The sequence below is a fragment of the Microbacterium sp. LEMMJ01 genome (genome assembly GCF_002114135.1).
GTDB lineage: Bacteria > Actinomycetota > Actinomycetes > Actinomycetales > Microbacteriaceae > Microbacterium.
The window spans coordinates 250161-265489 of record NZ_NCTV01000033.1 but is presented as its reverse complement, the minus strand read 5'-3'; the positions used below and the strand labels follow the sequence as shown (position 1 = coordinate 265489).

The 15329-nt window shown below is 72.5% G+C and carries 15 protein-coding genes and 1 riboswitch; of the genes, 4 read left to right on the top strand and 11 right to left on the bottom strand.

The features are described 5' to 3' along the window. Positions 1–4: 4 nt before the first annotated feature. Positions 5–970 carry an ROK family protein gene (locus B7W94_RS12525; protein ID WP_062766292.1) on the top strand — a complete coding sequence of 322 codons (966 nt, stop codon included), beginning with the start codon at positions 5–7 and terminating at the stop codon, positions 968–970. Next, positions 963–1742: a glucosamine-6-phosphate deaminase gene (gene nagB / locus B7W94_RS12520; protein ID WP_025103796.1), complete on the top strand. Its 780-nt coding sequence runs from the start codon at positions 963–965 to the stop codon at positions 1740–1742. The genes B7W94_RS12525 and nagB overlap by 8 nt, the downstream gene beginning before the upstream one ends. A gap of 9 nt (positions 1743–1751) precedes the next feature. Here nagB and B7W94_RS12515 read toward each other — a convergent pair whose 3' ends face one another. From B7W94_RS12515 to B7W94_RS12485, 7 genes are all read right to left on the bottom strand, one after another. After that, the gene (locus B7W94_RS12515; protein ID WP_025103797.1) at positions 1752–2159 is read right to left on the bottom strand and encodes an NUDIX hydrolase; all 408 of its coding nucleotides are present in this window, start codon (positions 2157–2159) and stop codon (positions 1752–1754) included. After that, a complete protein-coding gene (locus B7W94_RS12510) occupies positions 2152–3516 on the bottom strand; it encodes an FAD-binding oxidoreductase (RefSeq protein WP_062766295.1) in 1365 nt (454 codons plus the stop codon). Before B7W94_RS12510 ends, B7W94_RS12515 begins: the two co-directional genes overlap by 8 nt. A gap of 10 nt (positions 3517–3526) precedes the next feature. Continuing rightward, entirely contained in the window at positions 3527–3898 is a 372-nt protein-coding gene (locus tag B7W94_RS12505) for a YrdB family protein (protein ID WP_062766298.1), read from the bottom strand. A gap of 9 nt (positions 3899–3907) precedes the next feature. Continuing rightward, on the bottom strand, positions 3908–4270 hold the full coding sequence (locus B7W94_RS18275) for a hypothetical protein (protein ID WP_216353900.1): 363 nt from the start codon (positions 4268–4270) through the stop codon (positions 3908–3910). Between the two features lie 111 nt (positions 4271–4381). Next, on the bottom strand, positions 4382–6007 hold the full coding sequence (locus B7W94_RS18495; RefSeq protein WP_172400120.1) for a sigma-70 family RNA polymerase sigma factor: 1626 nt from the start codon (positions 6005–6007) through the stop codon (positions 4382–4384). 519 nt (positions 6008–6526) lie between these two features. Further along, the gene (gene nagA / locus B7W94_RS12490; RefSeq protein ID WP_085606825.1) at positions 6527–7699 is read right to left on the bottom strand and encodes an N-acetylglucosamine-6-phosphate deacetylase; all 1173 of its coding nucleotides are present in this window, start codon (positions 7697–7699) and stop codon (positions 6527–6529) included. Continuing rightward, a complete protein-coding gene (locus B7W94_RS12485) occupies positions 7696–9207 on the bottom strand; it encodes a family 20 glycosylhydrolase (protein ID WP_081811575.1) in 1512 nt (503 codons plus the stop codon). The genes nagA and B7W94_RS12485 overlap by 4 nt, the downstream gene beginning before the upstream one ends. A 117-nt stretch (positions 9208–9324) precedes the next feature. Beyond that, positions 9325–9409: riboswitch (ZMP/ZTP riboswitch) on the top strand. 38 nt (positions 9410–9447) lie between these two features. On the opposite strand from B7W94_RS12485, the gene glyA reads away from it, so the two are divergent. Together glyA and B7W94_RS12475 are read left to right on the top strand one after the other, a co-directional pair. Next, positions 9448–10722, top strand: a complete 1275-nt coding sequence (glyA, locus tag B7W94_RS12480) for a serine hydroxymethyltransferase (RefSeq protein WP_025103803.1) — start codon at positions 9448–9450, stop codon at positions 10720–10722. Further along, positions 10719–11597 (top strand): bifunctional methylenetetrahydrofolate dehydrogenase/methenyltetrahydrofolate cyclohydrolase, encoded by an 879-nt coding sequence (locus tag B7W94_RS12475; RefSeq protein WP_025103804.1) that lies wholly within the window; start codon positions 10719–10721, stop codon positions 11595–11597. Before glyA ends, B7W94_RS12475 begins: the two co-directional genes overlap by 4 nt. A gap of 80 nt (positions 11598–11677) precedes the next feature. Here B7W94_RS12475 and B7W94_RS12470 read toward each other — a convergent pair whose 3' ends face one another. The 4 genes from B7W94_RS12470 to B7W94_RS12455 all read right to left on the bottom strand — a co-directional run bounded on the left by B7W94_RS12470 (position 11678) and on the right by B7W94_RS12455 (position 15322). Further along, positions 11678–12400, bottom strand: coding sequence for a DUF6882 domain-containing protein (locus B7W94_RS12470; protein ID WP_085606823.1), 723 nt, complete (start codon positions 12398–12400; stop codon positions 11678–11680). A 22-nt stretch (positions 12401–12422) separates the two neighbouring features. Then, positions 12423–13667, bottom strand: coding sequence for an MFS transporter (locus B7W94_RS12465; protein WP_172400119.1), 1245 nt, complete (start codon positions 13665–13667; stop codon positions 12423–12425). Between the two features lie 81 nt (positions 13668–13748). Further along, a complete protein-coding gene (locus B7W94_RS12460) occupies positions 13749–14552 on the bottom strand; it encodes an HpcH/HpaI aldolase family protein (RefSeq protein ID WP_085606819.1) in 804 nt (267 codons plus the stop codon). Beyond that, complete coding sequence (locus tag B7W94_RS12455; RefSeq protein ID WP_062766317.1) at positions 14537–15322, bottom strand: fumarylacetoacetate hydrolase family protein; 786 nt, start codon at positions 15320–15322, stop codon at positions 14537–14539. The genes B7W94_RS12460 and B7W94_RS12455 overlap by 16 nt, the downstream gene beginning before the upstream one ends. Positions 15323–15329: the final 7 nt, after the last annotated feature.

The following is a 15329-nucleotide window of genomic DNA, read 5'->3' as shown; positions in this document are numbered from 1 at the left end:
TCCGATGATCGTCCCCGCCTCCGCCGACCGCGCCGGTCGGCCCCTTCGCGTGGGCCTCGACGTCGGCGGCACGAAGATCGACGCCGTCGCCGTCGACCCGGCGGGGACGATCCTCGCCCGCCTCCGCCGCCCGACCGGGTGGGGAGAGGACGCCGTCGTCGACAGCATCGTCTCGACCGTCGCCGCGCTCGCCGAGGAGAGCGGGCTGCCGCTGTCCGCCGTCGGATCCGCCGGCATCGGCATCCCCGGCCTCGTGGACGCGGAGACCGGACGTGTGCTGCACGCCGTGAACCTCGGCGTGGAATCCCTCGACCTCGCGGCGCGCGCCGAGCAGGCGCTGGGCGTCCCCTTCCGGGTCGAGAACGACGTGAAGGCGGCCGCGCTCGGCGCCGCCGTCCTGAGCGACGTCGCCGGATCGATGGCCTACCTGAACCTCGGCACCGGCGTCGCGGCCGGCATCGTCATCGACGGCCGCATCTGGCGCGGGGCGCGGGGGACCGCGGGCGAGGTCGGGCACCTCTCCGTCGACCCCCGCGGGCGTCTGTGCGGCTGCGGACAGCGCGGCTGCGTGGAGACGTTCTGCGGCGGCGGGGCGCTGGCCAAGGCCTGGGGACGCCCCGGCGCGCTCCCGGTCAAGGACATCGTGGAGGCGGCCGACGCCGGCGATCCGCACGCCCTCGCCCTGCAGGCGGACCTCTTCTTCGGGGCCGCGGCGGCCGTGCGCGTGCTCGTGCTCTCGGCCGACGTCGAGACGGTGGTCATCGGCGGCGGTCTCACCGCGCTCGGCGGTCGTCTCGCGGACGGCATCCGCGCGGCCCTGCATGCGGGTGCCCAGGCGTCACCGTTCCTGAAGTCCCTGCGGCTGGATGAGAGAATCGAACTGCTCCCCGCGGGTTCCCCCGCCGCCGCTTTCGGCGCCGCTCTGGTGGGCGCATCCATTTCTGAGAAGGAGATCGTTCCGCATGGCTGAGGTCGTCATCGTCGAGAATGCCGAGGCCGCCGGGGCCCTGGTCGCCACCGAGATCGTCGAGCTCATCGACCGCCGCCCCGACGCGGTGCTCGGACTCGCGACCGGCTCCACGCCGCTGCCGGTGTACCAGGCTCTCCGCAGCCGCCTCGCGGGCCGGGACGTCTCGCAGGTGCGGGGCTTCGCACTCGACGAGTACGTCGGGATCGACCCCTCCCACCCGGAGAGCTACCGCTCGGTGATCACCCGCGAGGTGGTGGAGCCGCTGGGCCTCGACCCGGAGCGCATCCACGTGCCGAACGGCGCGGAGGCGACCATCCAGCACGCGGGTGAGGACTACGACGCGGCCATCGCCGCGGCCGGCGGGGTCGACCTGCAGATCCTCGGCATCGGCACCGACGGGCACATCGGGTTCAACGAGCCCGGGTCCTCCTTCGCCTCCCGCACCCGGGTGAAGACCCTGACGGAGCAGACCCGCGAGGACAACGCCCGGTTCTTCGACTCGATCGACGACGTCCCGATGCACTGCATCACGCAGGGGCTGGGGACCATCCTGGAAGCGCGTCACCTCGTGCTGCTGGCGTTCGGCGCGGGCAAGGCCGAGGCCGTGGCCGGTGCGGTCGAGGGGCCGCTCACGGCCCTGCTGCCTGGTTCGGCCATCCAGCTGCACCCGCACGCGACCATCGTCGTCGACGAGGCCGCCGCGTCGAAGCTGCAGCTCGCCGACTACTACCGCTACACGTTCGCGAACAAGCCGGCCTGGCAGGGCATCTGATCCGAGGCGCTAGCGCGCTCCGGCCGGCCACGCGAGCGGCAGCAGATGCTCGACGCTCAGCGGGGCCAGCGGGAGCGCCGCGGCGTCCTCCGGGGTGATCCAGCGCAGCTCGGCGAGCTCGGCCTGCACGCGGACCCCGTCGGGATCGATCGAGGCCGAGAACGCGTCGGCCACCACGCGGTGCCCCGGCTCGTTGGCGGCCGCCGACACGAAGCGCCCCAGGGGCCGGAGGTCGGCGTCCGTGAGCTCGAGCCCGAGCTCTTCGTGCAGCTCGCGGATGAGGGTCTCGACGGGGGATTCGCCCGGCTCCGGCTTGCCCCCGGGCTGCATGAAGCGGGTGGTGCCGTGCTTGCGTACGACGAGGACCCGCCCCTCCGCATCGACGATCACGGCCGCGCTCACGTGGATGTCAGGCATCGAGAGAGAAGACCTTTCCGGGGTTGAGGATGCCGAGGGGGTCGAACACCGCGGCGATGTCGCGCTGGAGGCGCCATTGGTCGTCGCCGAGCTCGTCGGCCAGCCAGCGCCGCTTGAGGACGCCGATGCCGTGCTCGCCGGTGAGGGTGCCGCCGAGCCGGATCGCGGCGCGGAAGAGCTCGTCGGCCGCCGCCCACACCTGCGGCGGGGTCTCCGGACCCTCGAAGATGAAGTTCGGGTGCAGGTTGCCGTCGCCGGCGTGGGCCACGGTCGGGATCACCATGTCGAACTGGCGCTCGATCCGGGCGATCTCGTCGAACATCGCGGGCATGGCGCTCCGCGGCACCGAGACGTCCTCGATGAGGGTGGTCCCCAGCGACGCCATCGCGGCGTGCATCGACCGCCGGATCGCCAGCAGGCGATCGCCCTCGACGGGGTCGTGCGAGACCACGGGGACGCCCTCGTGGGCGCTCAGGATCGCGGCGATGGCGTCCGCCTCCGCACGCGCGGCCGGGCCGTCGGTCTGAATCGTCAGCTGTGCGGCGCCCGGGGTCGGCGCGGGGAGGGCGAGCAGGGCGTGGACGGCGGCGAGGCTCGCGGCATCCATGAGCTCCATGATCGCGGGCTGGATCCCCGCGGCGGTCACGGCCGCGGAGCCTGCGGCCGCCGCCCGGACGCCGGGGAAGGTCGCCGTCACGGTGCAGGTCTCGCCCGGCACCAGGCGGCGCAGCTTGAGCGTGGCTCCGACGACGACGCCGAGCGTTCCCTCCGACCCCACGACGAGGGCGGTGAGGTCGAGCCCGGTCACGCCCTTCACGCTGCGGTGCCCGAGGTGGAGCAGGCGTCCGTCGGCGAGGACGAGATCGACGCCGAGGACCGCATCGCGGACGACGCCGTACTTCGCGCAGAGCAGTCCGCCGGCTCCGGTCGCGATGTTGCCGCCGACGGTGGAGATGTCACGACTGGCGGGGTCGGGCGGCCACCACAGTCCCTGGGCCGCCAGGTGCGCGTTGAGGTCGGCATTGAGGATGCCGGGCTCGACCACGGCGAGGAGGTCGTCCGGCCGCACCTCGAGGACGGCGTCCATCCGGCGGAGGGAGAGGACGATCTCCCCCTCACCGGCGTTGGCGGCCCCGGCGAGCCCGGTCCCGGCACCGCGAACGACGACGGGCGTGCGCGTGGCCGTGGCGATGCGCAGGGTCTGCTGCACGTCGTCCACGCTCTCGGCATGGACGACGGCCAGGGGGAGGCCCACCGCGGCATGACCGGAGCGGTCGGCTCTGGCCTCGCGCCGCGCCTGCTCGCTGACGTCCACGCGCGCCCCGAGGGCGTCGCGGAGCAGCGAGACGACGCTCACGACCGTGCGCTCATGCCAGCGCGCGGCGTCCGCTGAGGACCCCGGCGACGACGGCCACCAGCGCGAACGCCGTGCCGATGAGGGCCTGGCCCATGGACCACCACGCGATGGTCACGCCGACGTAGATGAAGAGCTCGACGACCGCGCGAAGGAAGGGGTGCACGCGGAGCACCGGGCGCGGGGAGAGGAACAGCGCCCACAGCAGGAGGGCGACGACGGGGGCGCCGACGCCGATCACGACGTTCCACGGCAGGTCCCAGCTCGCGAACCCCCACAGGGCGAGCGAGGCGATCGCCGCGATGAGGACGACGACGCGCACGATGTCGAGGGCCGTGAGGGCCGGACGGTCGACGCCGGCGACAGGGGCGGAATCCGGGGTCATACGACCAGTCTATTCCGCGGGCGGGGCGTCCTCGGCCGGGGCTTCCGTCGCGGCGGCGTCTGCGGTCGGGGCATCGGTGGCCACGACCTCGGCGGGGGCGGCGTCCGTCGGTGCGGATTCCGCGGGTGCCGGTTCTGCGGAGGCGGCGTCGGTCGGGGCCGTGACCTCGGCGACGGGGGCCACGCTCTCGGCGACGGGCGCTTCGGGCGCCGGCGCCTGCTCGGCCTCCTCGATGACGACCGCCGGCTGCTCCTCGGCCGCCGTCGCCGCTGCGCGCTCGTCGGCGCCTGCCTCCTGGGGTTCGAGCGAATAGAGCGAGGTGGTGGCCGACGGGCCGGCCTCGCCGGACGGCAGCACGTAGCGGAAGGTCACCGGCACGAGGCTGGCGAACAGGAACTGGTCGAGGGAGGCCCGCAGCTGGACGAAGCCCGTGCCGTCCTCGCCGAGGACGATGCTGTCGCCCTCCTGGCCGCCGAGCAGTGCCTAAACGACGGTGCCCGGTGCTCCGGCGACCGGCACGACGTAGTACCAGTGCAGGTCCTCGCCGAGCCAGAAGTCGGCGGTGCTCCACGTGGGCGGATCCGTCGGGATCGCGGGGTCCACGGGATCCACAGGGTCCACGGGGTCCACAGGGTCCACGGGGTCCACCGGGTCCACAGGGTCCACCGGGTCCACCGGGTCCACAGGGTCCACGGGATCGACGGGATCGACGGGATCGACCGGGTCCACGGGATCGACCGGGTCCACCGGGTCCACCGGGTCCACGGGATCGACGGGGTCCACCGGAGCGACGGGCGGCACCGTGGCCTCGGGGAGCGCGGGGACGACCACGGGCGCGGCGGGAGCCGCATCGGGTCCGGCCTCCGAGGACACCGGCGGGGCCGTCTCGTCCTCCGCCGGGGGAGACGGCGGCTGCGTGGCATCCGGCGTCTCGATCACCACGGGCTCGTCGAGGTCGAGGGAGGAGTCGGGAGCGATGTCGGTCGTGATCGACGAAGGGTCGGTGTCCGAGGCGCTGGGCAGGGAGGTCGCGGGGTTCGCGCCCGCGAGCCCGGGGACGATGGCCGCCGCGGCGACGACTCCGGCCACCACGAGGGCCGCCGACCCGGCGCCGACGACGGCGCCCATGCCCGTGAAGACGCCGCCCGTGCTCGCGCCCGTGCCCGCACCGCCGGCGGAGCCGGCTCCCGAACCCGCGGCGCCGACCCCGGAGGTGGCCGCCGCGGCCTGTCCGATGCCGCCGTCGCCGACGAACACCGCACCGGGGATGGTGGACGCCGCGCCCGCCACCGCCAGGACCGGTGCACCGCCCTGGAGGGCGGCGAGGTACCCGGAGGCGCCGGTGGCGCCGAGGACGAGCGGGAGCAGCACGAGGGCGAGGCGCTTGGAGACGTCCTTGGCCTCGGCGGCGACGATCATGCAGCGCGCGCACTCGTCGAGGTGCAGCTCCAGGCGACGGTGGTCGCGGGTGGCGAGGTTGCCGCGCGAATAGGCGCCGAGATGCTCGATCGTCCACTGGCACTCGGAGCCGGGGCTCGCGCTGCGCAGGTGCGCCTGGATCCACGCCTCGCGGAGCCCTTCGCGGGCCCGGAAGGCGAGCTGCGACACCGCGCCGGCCTTCATGCCGAGGAGCGGAGCCACCTCCTGGGGCTTCATCTGCTCGATCTCGGTGTACCAGAGAACTTCCTGCCACCGGGAGGGGAGGCTGCGGAACGCCTGGGCCGTGAGGCTGCGGTCGAGCGCCTCGTTCGTGGCGTGCTCGGTGCTGTCCGGGTCGGCGACCGTGTCGAGTTCGTCGATCGCGGTCTCGCGGCGTGCTCGTCCCCAGGCGGCCGCCGTGTTGCGGATGCTCGTGAAGAGGTAGGCGCGGAACGAGCCGTTGGGGCCGCCGCCCTTGAGGATCGCCTGGTAGATGCGGGTGTAGGACTCCTGCACCAGGTCGTCCGGATCGATCGAGGAGGTCACCGAGCGTGCGACCGCCATTCCGGACGGGTAGTGCCGCCTCCAGAGTTCCCCGAACGCCCCCTTGTCGCCGGAGCGGACGCGGAGGATCAGGTCGGCATCGCCGATGGTGTCGTCTGGTGTGGTGTTCTCTCGGTGCACGGTCATCCATCTGGTCCCGGGGCACACAACCGTCCCCAGGAGGAGAGACGCGAGAAGGCGTCTTTCATTACGCGGTCCCTCCATTGTCTCGCGAAATCGGCATGCTGGCCAGCCCCAGGACGGACTCGGAGCCGATGCTCGGGATCGGCTCCTCGAGCGCGGTGACGACGCCCGCGGAAGGGAGCGGCGAAGAATTCTCAAACTTTTTCGGAGAACCGCGTAATGAACCGGGGGCACCCTCGTCTCTTCCGGTAGAGACAGCCGAAATGGACTCCACCGGGGGGCGGAGTTCCGGCGCTGGTGCGGGGGGTACTGCACCAGTGGGCGGGTCGGGATCCTCGGGGGAGGAGCTCCCGGCCCCGCCCGCTCGAGCGGGAGGGAATGGGCCGCCGATCTGGGGAGAACGGCGGCCCACCACTCCCACACCTGCGAGACGCACGTCACCGATCTGGGGAGTCCGGTGACACCGTCTCGTCCGATCGACCGGAGACCGCAGTGCTGCGCGTCGCGCGGAGCGCTGTCGTCCTAGGCGGGCAGCGCCGGTCCCGTCCAGACCCGCGCGACGCGCAGCTCCGCGTCCAGGAGCACCGCATCGCCGAGCAGGCCGGGGCGCAGCGCGCCGAGGTGGGCGTCACGTCCGATCGCGCGGGCCGGGGTCTCCGTGAGCGCCCGCACGACCTCCGGCAGCGGCACGCCCGCCGCCACCGCCCGCTGCAGCGCGACGTCCTGGGTCAGGGTGGAGCCGGCGATCGAGCCGGTGTCGTCGGCGCGGGCCACGCCGTTCTCGACGGTGACCTTGACCGCACCGAGGTCGTACTTGCCGTCGGCGCTCCCGGCCGCGGCCATGGCGTCGGTGATGAGCGCCACGCGCTGCGGCGCCGCGTCGAACACGAGCTTGACGACGTGCGGGTCGAGGTGCACGTCGTCGGCGATGGCCTCCAAGATCACCCGGTGGTCGGCGGCCGCAGCCAGCACCGGTCCGGGCGCGCGGTGGTGGATGCCGGGCATCGCGTTGAACGCGTGGGTCAGCAGCGAGGCACCGGCCTCGAAGGCGGCGACGGCCATCGCGGCGTCGGCGTCGGTGTGCCCCACCGCGGCCGCGGCACCCGCCGCGACGATCTGACGGACCGCGTCGATCCCTCCGGGGAGCTCCGGCGCGATGGTGACCTGACGGACGGTGCCTTCTCCGGCATCCAGCAGACGGGCCACGTCGGCCGGGACGGGGTGCCGCAGCAGCGAGGGCTCATGGGCGCCGTGGTGCCCGGGGTCGAGGAACGGGCCCTCCAGGTGCGAGCCGAGGACGTCCGGGTCGGTCCTGGTCAGGGTGGCGATCAGGGCGACGCTGCGGGCGAGGTCGTCGATCGTGCCCGTGACGAGCGAGATGACGGCCCTGGTGGTGCCGTGCTCGCGGTGCAGATCCCGCCCGGTCCGGATGGCGTCCACCCCGTCGTCGTACGCCGCACCCGCCCCGCCGTGACCGTGGATGTCGACGAAGCCCGGCGTGAGCAGCGCGCCCGCGCCCGCCACGGCGGTCGCGTCCACGACCTCCGTCGCGGGCTCCCAGTCCGTTCCGGTGCCGCGGGACGCCACGACGCCGTCCTCGATGCGCACCCAGCCGTCCTCGACGATCTCCCCGCGATCGACGAGGCGGGCGGAGTGGATGACGAGGGAACCGGTCGCGGAGGAGAGGGTCTTCAACGGGCGCTCCAGGGGATCTCGGGGGCGGGGTGGAAATCGACCCCCTCAGCCTTCCACAGCGGCGCGAGGGCGCCGACCCGGGCGCGGAAGGACTCCCACGTGCGGCCCACGCCCTCGCGCGGCGACCAGGCGATCTCGGCCTGCGCGGCGGCACGGGGGAACACGAGCTGCTCCACCTCATCGAGCGTGCGGGTGGTCTCGGACCACAGCGGCGCCTCGATCCCCAGGATCGCCTCGTCCGGCACGTCGAGGACGGCGGTCGGCTCCCACTCGTACGCGCGGCGGACGTCGATGATGGCGGCCCAGGTGAGTCCGAGCGGGAACTCGGCCGTGTACTTCATGTCGAGATAGGTCGCATCCGCCGCCGACATGATGAGGGCTCCGCCGCGCTCGACGAAGTGCGCGGCCTCCTCGGCATGCGTGCCCGTCGGCGTCGTCATGCCCCAGTACTGCCCGATCGTGCCGCGGGCGATGCCGGCCGCCGACCCCATCTCGTGCCACGCGACCGGGGTCTTGCCCTCCTCGACGACGATCGCCGTCGCGCGCTCCGCGAAGAGGTCGAAGTCGGCCTGGGGCGTGCCGAGGGACTCGTCGCCGCCGATGTGGATGTAGGGCCCCGGGGTCATCTCGGCGAGCTCGCGGACGACGTCGCGGACGAACCGGTACGTCTCCTCCTCGTGGATGCGCACGCTGGAGTGCCCGACGCCCCAGCCCAGGTAGGGCTCTCCGGCCACGGGGAGCGGCTGGCCGAGCTGCTCGGACTGGGCGACCAGCGCGTCGTTCAGCACCGGGGCCTCGACCAGCTCCGGATAGGCCACGCCGATCGCGTGGGTGTGGCCGGGGAGGTCGACCTCGGGGATCACGATCATGTGGCGCGCCGCCGCGTACGCCACGATCTCGCGGTAGTCGTCCTTGGTGTAGAAGCCGCCGGGGGCGCCGTCGGCCGCGGTGGCGGCGGCGCGCTCGGTGAGCAGCGGCCAGGAATCGATGTGCACGCGCCAGCCCTGGTCGTCGGTGAGGTGCAGGTGCAGGTGGTTGAACTTCAGCGCGCTGGTGCTGTCGATGAACCGCTTCACGTCGTCGACGCCGAAGAAGTGCCGCGCCACGTCGAGCATCACGCCGCGGCGGGCGAAGCGCGGGGCGTCGGCGATGTCGGCGCGGAGCAGCGCCCAGCCGGCGTCGTCCTCCCGGAGCAGCTGCAGCAGCGTCTGGACCCCGTAGAAGAGCCCCGCCTCATCGGCGCCGATGAGGATGGCGCGGTCGCCGACCTCGAGCGTGTAGCCCTCCGGTGCGGACGAGGCCGCGTCGACGAACAGCTCGATCTCGGCGGGGCCGGAGTCCACCGCGGTGAGGCGGAGGCCGGTGCGGCGTTCGACGGCGTCGATCAGCTGTCCGGCGGCGGGGGAGGAGCCGAGCACGCGCGTCGTCGCGGCGAGCGGCAGACGTCCCTCCCTGGCCTTCGCGGACACCGGAGCGGGGACGAGGGGCAGATCAAGAGGTAGGACCATGAACAAAACCTAGCCAACGAAACGCCGCAAGGGAACAGGGGGATCGAAACGATTCTGCAGACGGTGAGCACGATGCCCGAAACGACCGCGTGCGCGGCGTCGCGCATCGGCTATGCTCGTAACCGTCGCGACTGGCGTCTGGGTGGACAACCACCGGGGAGCGACTGACCACGGAATTCGACCGCGCGCCTGGGCCGATAGGAACACCCTTTTCGAATCCGTCGTCAAAAGGAGCACGTCATGACCGACCGTTACTTCAACGCCCCGCTGTCCGAGGTCGACCCGGAGATCGCCGAGGTCCTCGATCGCGAGCTGAAGCGTCAGCAGACCTTCCTCGAGATGATCGCCTCGGAGAACTTCGTCCCCGTCTCGGTCCTGCAGTCGCAGGGCTCGGTGCTCACCAACAAGTACGCCGAGGGCTACCCCGGCCGCCGCTACTACGGCGGCTGCGAGGAGGTCGACGTCGCGGAGGAGCTCGCCATCTCCCGCGCCAAGAGCCTGTTCGGCGCCGAGTTCGCGAACGTCCAGCCGCACTCCGGTGCGTCCGCGAACGCCGCGGTCCTGCACGCGATCGCCCGCCCCGGCGACACCCTGCTCGGCCTCTCGCTCGACCAGGGCGGCCACCTCACGCACGGCATGAAGATCAACTTCTCCGGCCGCCTGTACGACATCGTGGCCTACGGGGTCGACGCCGAGACCTCGACGATCGACATGGACGAGGTCCGCCGCCTCGCCATCGAGCACAAGCCCAAGGTCATCATCGCCGGGTGGTCCGCCTACCCGCGGACGATGGACTTCGCCGCGTTCCGTGCCATCGCCGACGAGGTGGGCGCGATCCTCTGGGTCGACATGGCGCACTTCGCCGGCCTCGTCGCCGCCGGCCTGCACCCCAACCCGGTGCCGCACGCGCACGTCGTGTCCTCCACCGTGCACAAGACCATCGGCGGCCCCCGCTCGGGCTTCATCCTCACCAACGACGCCGACCTCGCCAAGAAGATCAACACCGCGGTCTTCCCCGGCCAGCAGGGTGGTCCGCTGATGCACGTGATCGCGGCGAAGGCGACCGCCTTCAAGCTCGCCGGCACGCCGGAGTTCAAGGAGCGCCAGGAGCGTGTGCTGCGCGGGGCGAAGCTCATCGCCGAGCGCCTGTCGCAGCAGGACGTGAAGGACGCCGGCATCGCCGTGCGCTCGGGCGGCACGGACGTGCACCTCGTGCTCGTCGACCTCCGCGACGCCGAGATCGACGGCAAGCAGGCGGAGGACCTCCTGCACGACATCCACATCACCGTGAACCGCAACGCCGTGCCGAACGACCCGCGTCCGCCGATGGTGACCTCGGGCCTGCGGATCGGCACGCCCGCGCTCGCGACCCGCGGCTTCGGCGACGCCGAGTTCACCGAGGTGGCCGACATCATCGCCCTCGCGCTGCTCCCCGGTGCCGACATCGAGGCGCTCCGCGCCCGCGTGGACGCGCTCGCCGCGGCCTTCCCGCTCTACCCGGACCTGCAGCAGTGACCGCGGTCGTCCTCGACGGCAAGGCGGCGGCGGCCGAGATCCGCGCCGAGCTGACGGAGCGGGTCGCCGCGCTGAAGGAGAAGGGCGTCACCCCCGGCATCGCCACGGTGCTGGTGGGAGCCGACCCCGCCTCGCAGCTCTACGTGGGCATGAAGCACCGGCAGTCCGAGGCGATCGGGATGAACTCGATCCAGCGCGAGCTGCCGGCTGACGCCACCCAGGCCGACGTCGAGGCGCTGATCGACGAGCTCAACGCCGATCCCGCCTGCCACGGGTACATCGTGCAGCTGCCGCTGCCGAAGCACCTCGACACCGACGCGATCCTGGAGCGGATCGATCCGGCGAAGGACGCGGACGGGCTGCACCCGACCAACCTCGGGCGCCTCGTCCTCAACGTCAACGCGCCGATCCACACGCCGCTGCCGTGCACCCCGCGCGGGGTCATCGAGCTGCTGCTGCGCAACGACTACGACCTCAAAGGCAAGCACGTCGTGGTCGTCGGTCGGGGTGTCACGATCGGGCGTTCGATCGGGCTGCTGCTGACGCGTCGCGACCTCAACGCCACGGTCACGCTGACGCACACCGGCACGGTCGACATGCCGCGTTACCTCCGCGAGGCCGACGTGATCGTGGCGGCGGCCGGCGTGAAGCACCTCATCCGCGCCGAGGACGTCAAGCCCGGAGCCGCGGTGCTGGATGTCGGCGTGACCCGCGAGACCGACCCGGAGACCGGGAAGAACCTCGTCTTCGGCGACGTCGCTCCCGAGGTCGCCGAGGTCGCCGGGTACCTGTCGCCGAATCCGGGAGGGGTGGGGCCGATGACCGTCGCCCTGCTCATGACCAACGTCGTCGAGGCGGCCGAGCGGACGGTCTGACCTCCGCGCCGCGTCGCAGATTCACGCGAACGCCGCAGGGATCCGAGTGATCTCTGCGGCGTTCGTGCGATTCCGCGGACTCAGCCGTGGCCGTGCAGCGAGCTCTCCACGCCGCTGATCCGGGCCTGCTCGTCGAAGCGGATCGTCGCGGTGCCCGAGGCGTCCGTCACCGTGGCGCCGGAGAAGGACTCGTCCGTCCAGGTGAGGGTCCAGCCGGCGAGACGCGCGAGGTCCCAGACCGCCGTGCGGGCGTCGGGGAGGGGCGTCTGCGCGAGGGTGCGGGGCAGGGCCGCCACCGTGTCGGCGACCGTGAGCGGGGCGAGCGGGGCGTCGAGCAGGAACACCGCGCGGGTGCCGCCGTCGACGGGGGCCGAGTAGTAGGGGGAGCGCCCGGTGAGCTCGACCGCCACGCCGCCGATCGTGTGCGCCGCGCGGGCGATCCACTCCGCGTCGCCCGAGGCATCGGCCGGAAACGGGACCTCGGGGGCGGTGAGCTCGGCGATCCCGTGCTGCTCGCCGTACGCGCGGAGCTGCGCCGCGACACCCTGGGGGTCGCCCTGGGGGTGCGCCCACGCCCACAGCAGCGAGCGGGGGCCGGGGGCGATCGTGGCGATGAGGTGCGCGCGGGTCACGAGCTGCCGGGTCGGGTCGTCGTTCGCGGTGAAGGTCAGCGTTCCCGCCGCGAGGTCGGCGTCCCACCGGTGCTCGCCGAGCGCATCGGCGGCCGCGGAGAGGGCGTCCTGGCGGAGCGCGGTGAAGAGGGCGGCACGGTCGGCGAGGGGCTGCAGCGGGGGGAAGGTCATGCCCACAGTCTCGCCGGGATTGCTATGAATCCGCCACTCCCACGCGCTCCGGGACGGCCGCCGCGGGCCGCCCCATCCGCCACACCGCGGGGACGAGCAGGGTGATCAGGGCGATCGCCGCATAGAGGACCGCGGAGGTGGTGAGCACGGTGGCCGGCTCCGCGTGCGTGATGAGCCAGCCGTACACGAGCGTGCCGATGGGCATCACCACGAAGCTGCCGAGCATGTCGTAGCTCGCGACCCGCGAGAGCTTCTCCCCGGGGATGTTCTCCATCATCGCGAGGTTCCAGCCGGTCGCGAAGACCTCGGCTCCGGCTCCGGCGACGAACGCCGCCATCGCCAGCAGGACCACGGCCGGGTGCACGCCGAGGAGGGTGAGCGGCAGGGCGAACGCCGCCATCCCGATCATCCCGTAGCGCAGGGGCCGGCGGAGCGGGAACCACATCAGCAGCAGGGTCATCACCAGGACTCCTGCGCCCTCCGCGCTCACGACCCACCCCCAGCCGGAGATGCCGAGGCGATCGTCGTTCTTCGCGATGTACGGGCCGACGACGCCCCAGGCGCCGACGTGGATCGCGTTCATGATCATGAAGGCCAGCACGATGGTCCACAGCCAGGAGCGGTTCCAGAACTCGTGCCACCCCACCCGGAGGTCGTGGAACATCGTGGTGCCGCCGGAGGCCGCGGGCGGCGGGAGCTTCACGAGCGCGAGGACCGGGATCGCGAGCAGCCACCCCGCCGCCTGCACGACCATGGCCCACGCGGGTGCTGCGGTGGCGACCAGGACGCCCGCGACGACCGGGCCGCCGATCGTGACGGCCGAGCGGACGAACGACAGCATCGCGTTCGCCTGCTGGAGGTGCGCGGGGGTGGTCAGCTGCGGGATGATGCCCTGCATCGCGGGGAGCACGAACGCGGACGAGGCGCCGTTGATCGCGGAGAGCACGGCGAGGAGCGGGACCGTGGCCGTGCCGGTGAACAGGAGAGCCGCCATCGCTCCGACCGACAGGATGTCCACGACGTAGCAGGACTGGATGATGAGAGCGCGGGGGAGGCGGTCGGCGACGACGCCCCCGAACAGGACGAACACGATGTTGCTGATCGTGAAGGCGGCCAGCACGATCGAGAGCGACCGGGCGTCGTTGTCGATCTCGAGCACCGCGAACGCCAGGGCGATGGCCGACATCGAGCCCGTGACGAGCGTCAGGGCGCGCGCGAGGAAGAACCACCGGAAGTTGCGGTCCTGCATCGCCGCCAGTCTGTGCACCGGCTCATCCTTCCCGGCCGCTTCGAATCGCGCAAATGGCCCCATTCCGGCCGCGGATGGAGCCAGGTGCGCGACTCGAAGTCAGTAGCTGGGGCGGCCGGAGGCGTCGGAGCGGGGGAGGAAGCGGGCGGCGAGGGCCTCGGAGGCACGGGCGAGGAGGGCGACGTCGGCGCCCACGGCCACGAAGTCCGCACCCGCCGCGAGATACGCGTCGGCGGCGGAGGGATCGAAGGCGTTCACGCCCACGGGCTTCCCGGCACCGTGCACCGCGGCGAACACCGACTCCACAGCGGCGACCACGTCCGGATGCGTCTGCTGTCCGAGCAGGCCCATCGACGCGGACAGGTCGGAGGGGCCGACGAACACCGCGTCCACCCCGTCGACCGCGGCGATGTCGGCGGCGGCCCCGACCCCCGCGGCCGTCTCGATCTGCACCGTGAGCGACACGTGCTGCGCCGACTCCTGCAGGTAGCGGTCGACGCGGTTCCAGCGGGCGCTGCGGGCGAGGGCGCTGCCGACGCCGCGGACGCCCTCGGGGGGATAACGGGTCGCGGCCACGGCGGCCCTCGCCTCGTCGGCGGACGACACCATCGGCACGATGAGGTTCTGCGCACCGAGGTCGAGCACCTGCTTGATCGCGACCGCATCGTTGAAGGGCACCCGGACGAGCGGGGTCACCGGATAGGCCGCGACCGCCTGGAGCTGGGTCAGCACGGACTCGAGCGTGTTCGCCGAGTGCTCCATGTCGATGAGCAGCCAGTCCAGCCCGGAGCCCGCGGCGACCTCGGCGAGCAGCGGGCTGCCGGAGCACACCCACATCCCCACGAAGGGACGATCGGACGCGGCGAGCTGCGCGCGGAAGGACGGGTCTAGACGAAGCGGCATGTGATGGTCCCCATCGGTCCGTAGTCGCACAGCACCTCGTCGCCGCGCGACACCCACATCGGGCGTGTGAACGATCCTGCCAGGATGATCTCGCCCGCCTCCAGACGCGCGCCGTGCTGATGGAACTTGTTCGCGAGCCACGCGACCCCGGTGGCCGGATGCCCGAGCACGCCGGCGGCGACACCGGTCTCCTCGATCTCCCCGTTGCGGGACAGCACGCCGGGCACCCACCGCAGGTCGATCTCGTCCGGGCGCTTGCGCACGGTCCCCAGCACCATCGCCCCGTACGCGGCGTTGTCGCTGATGGTGTCGACGATCGTGCGGCCCTCGAGCTCGATGTGCGAGTTCAGCACCTCGAGGGCCGGCACGGCGTAGTCGATCGCGGCGAGGGCGTCCTCCAGCGTGCAGTCGGGGCCCTCCAGCGGTTCCTTGAGCACGAACGCCAGCTCGACCTCGATGCGGACGTTGGAGAAGTGATCCGTGGGGATCTCCGCGCCCGACTCGTACACGGTGTCGTCGAACATCACGCCGTAGTCGGGCTCGGTGATCCCCGTCGCCTGCTGCATGGCCTTCGACGTCAGGCCGATCTTGCGCCCGACCAGCCGGCGGCCCGCCGCGACCTGCGAGTCCCGCCACACGCCCTGGATGGCGTAGGAGTCCTCCACGGTCGCCTCGGGGTACCGCGCGGTGATGCGCGGGATCACCCCGTGCGTGCGGTCGGCCTCCGCGAGCTCCGCGGCGATCTGCGCGATGGTCTCCTCAGGCAGCATGAGCGTC

Excerpts from the sequence above, each read along its gene's own strand:
- B7W94_RS12525 (WP_062766292.1), top strand. The coding sequence starts at position 5 with ATGATCGTCCCCGCCTCCGCCGACCGCGCCGGTCGGCCCCTTCGCGTG.
- nagB (WP_025103796.1), top strand. The coding sequence starts at position 963 with ATGGCTGAGGTCGTCATCGTCGAGAATGCCGAGGCCGCCGGGGCCCTG.
- B7W94_RS12515 (WP_025103797.1), bottom strand. The coding sequence starts at position 2,159 with ATGCCTGACATCCACGTGAGCGCGGCCGTGATCGTCGATGCGGAGGGG.
- B7W94_RS12505 (WP_062766298.1), bottom strand. The coding sequence starts at position 3,898 with ATGACCCCGGATTCCGCCCCTGTCGCCGGCGTCGACCGTCCGGCCCTC.
- B7W94_RS18495 (WP_172400120.1), bottom strand. The coding sequence starts at position 6,007 with ATGACCGTGCACCGAGAGAACACCACACCAGACGACACCATCGGCGAT.
- B7W94_RS12485 (WP_081811575.1), bottom strand. The coding sequence starts at position 9,207 with ATGGTCCTACCTCTTGATCTGCCCCTCGTCCCCGCTCCGGTGTCCGCG.
- glyA (WP_025103803.1), top strand. The coding sequence starts at position 9,448 with ATGACCGACCGTTACTTCAACGCCCCGCTGTCCGAGGTCGACCCGGAG.
- B7W94_RS12470 (WP_085606823.1), bottom strand. The coding sequence starts at position 12,400 with ATGACCTTCCCCCCGCTGCAGCCCCTCGCCGACCGTGCCGCCCTCTTC.
- B7W94_RS12460 (WP_085606819.1), bottom strand. The coding sequence starts at position 14,552 with ATGCCGCTTCGTCTAGACCCGTCCTTCCGCGCGCAGCTCGCCGCGTCC.
- B7W94_RS12455 (WP_062766317.1), bottom strand. The coding sequence starts at position 15,322 with ATGCTGCCTGAGGAGACCATCGCGCAGATCGCCGCGGAGCTCGCGGAG.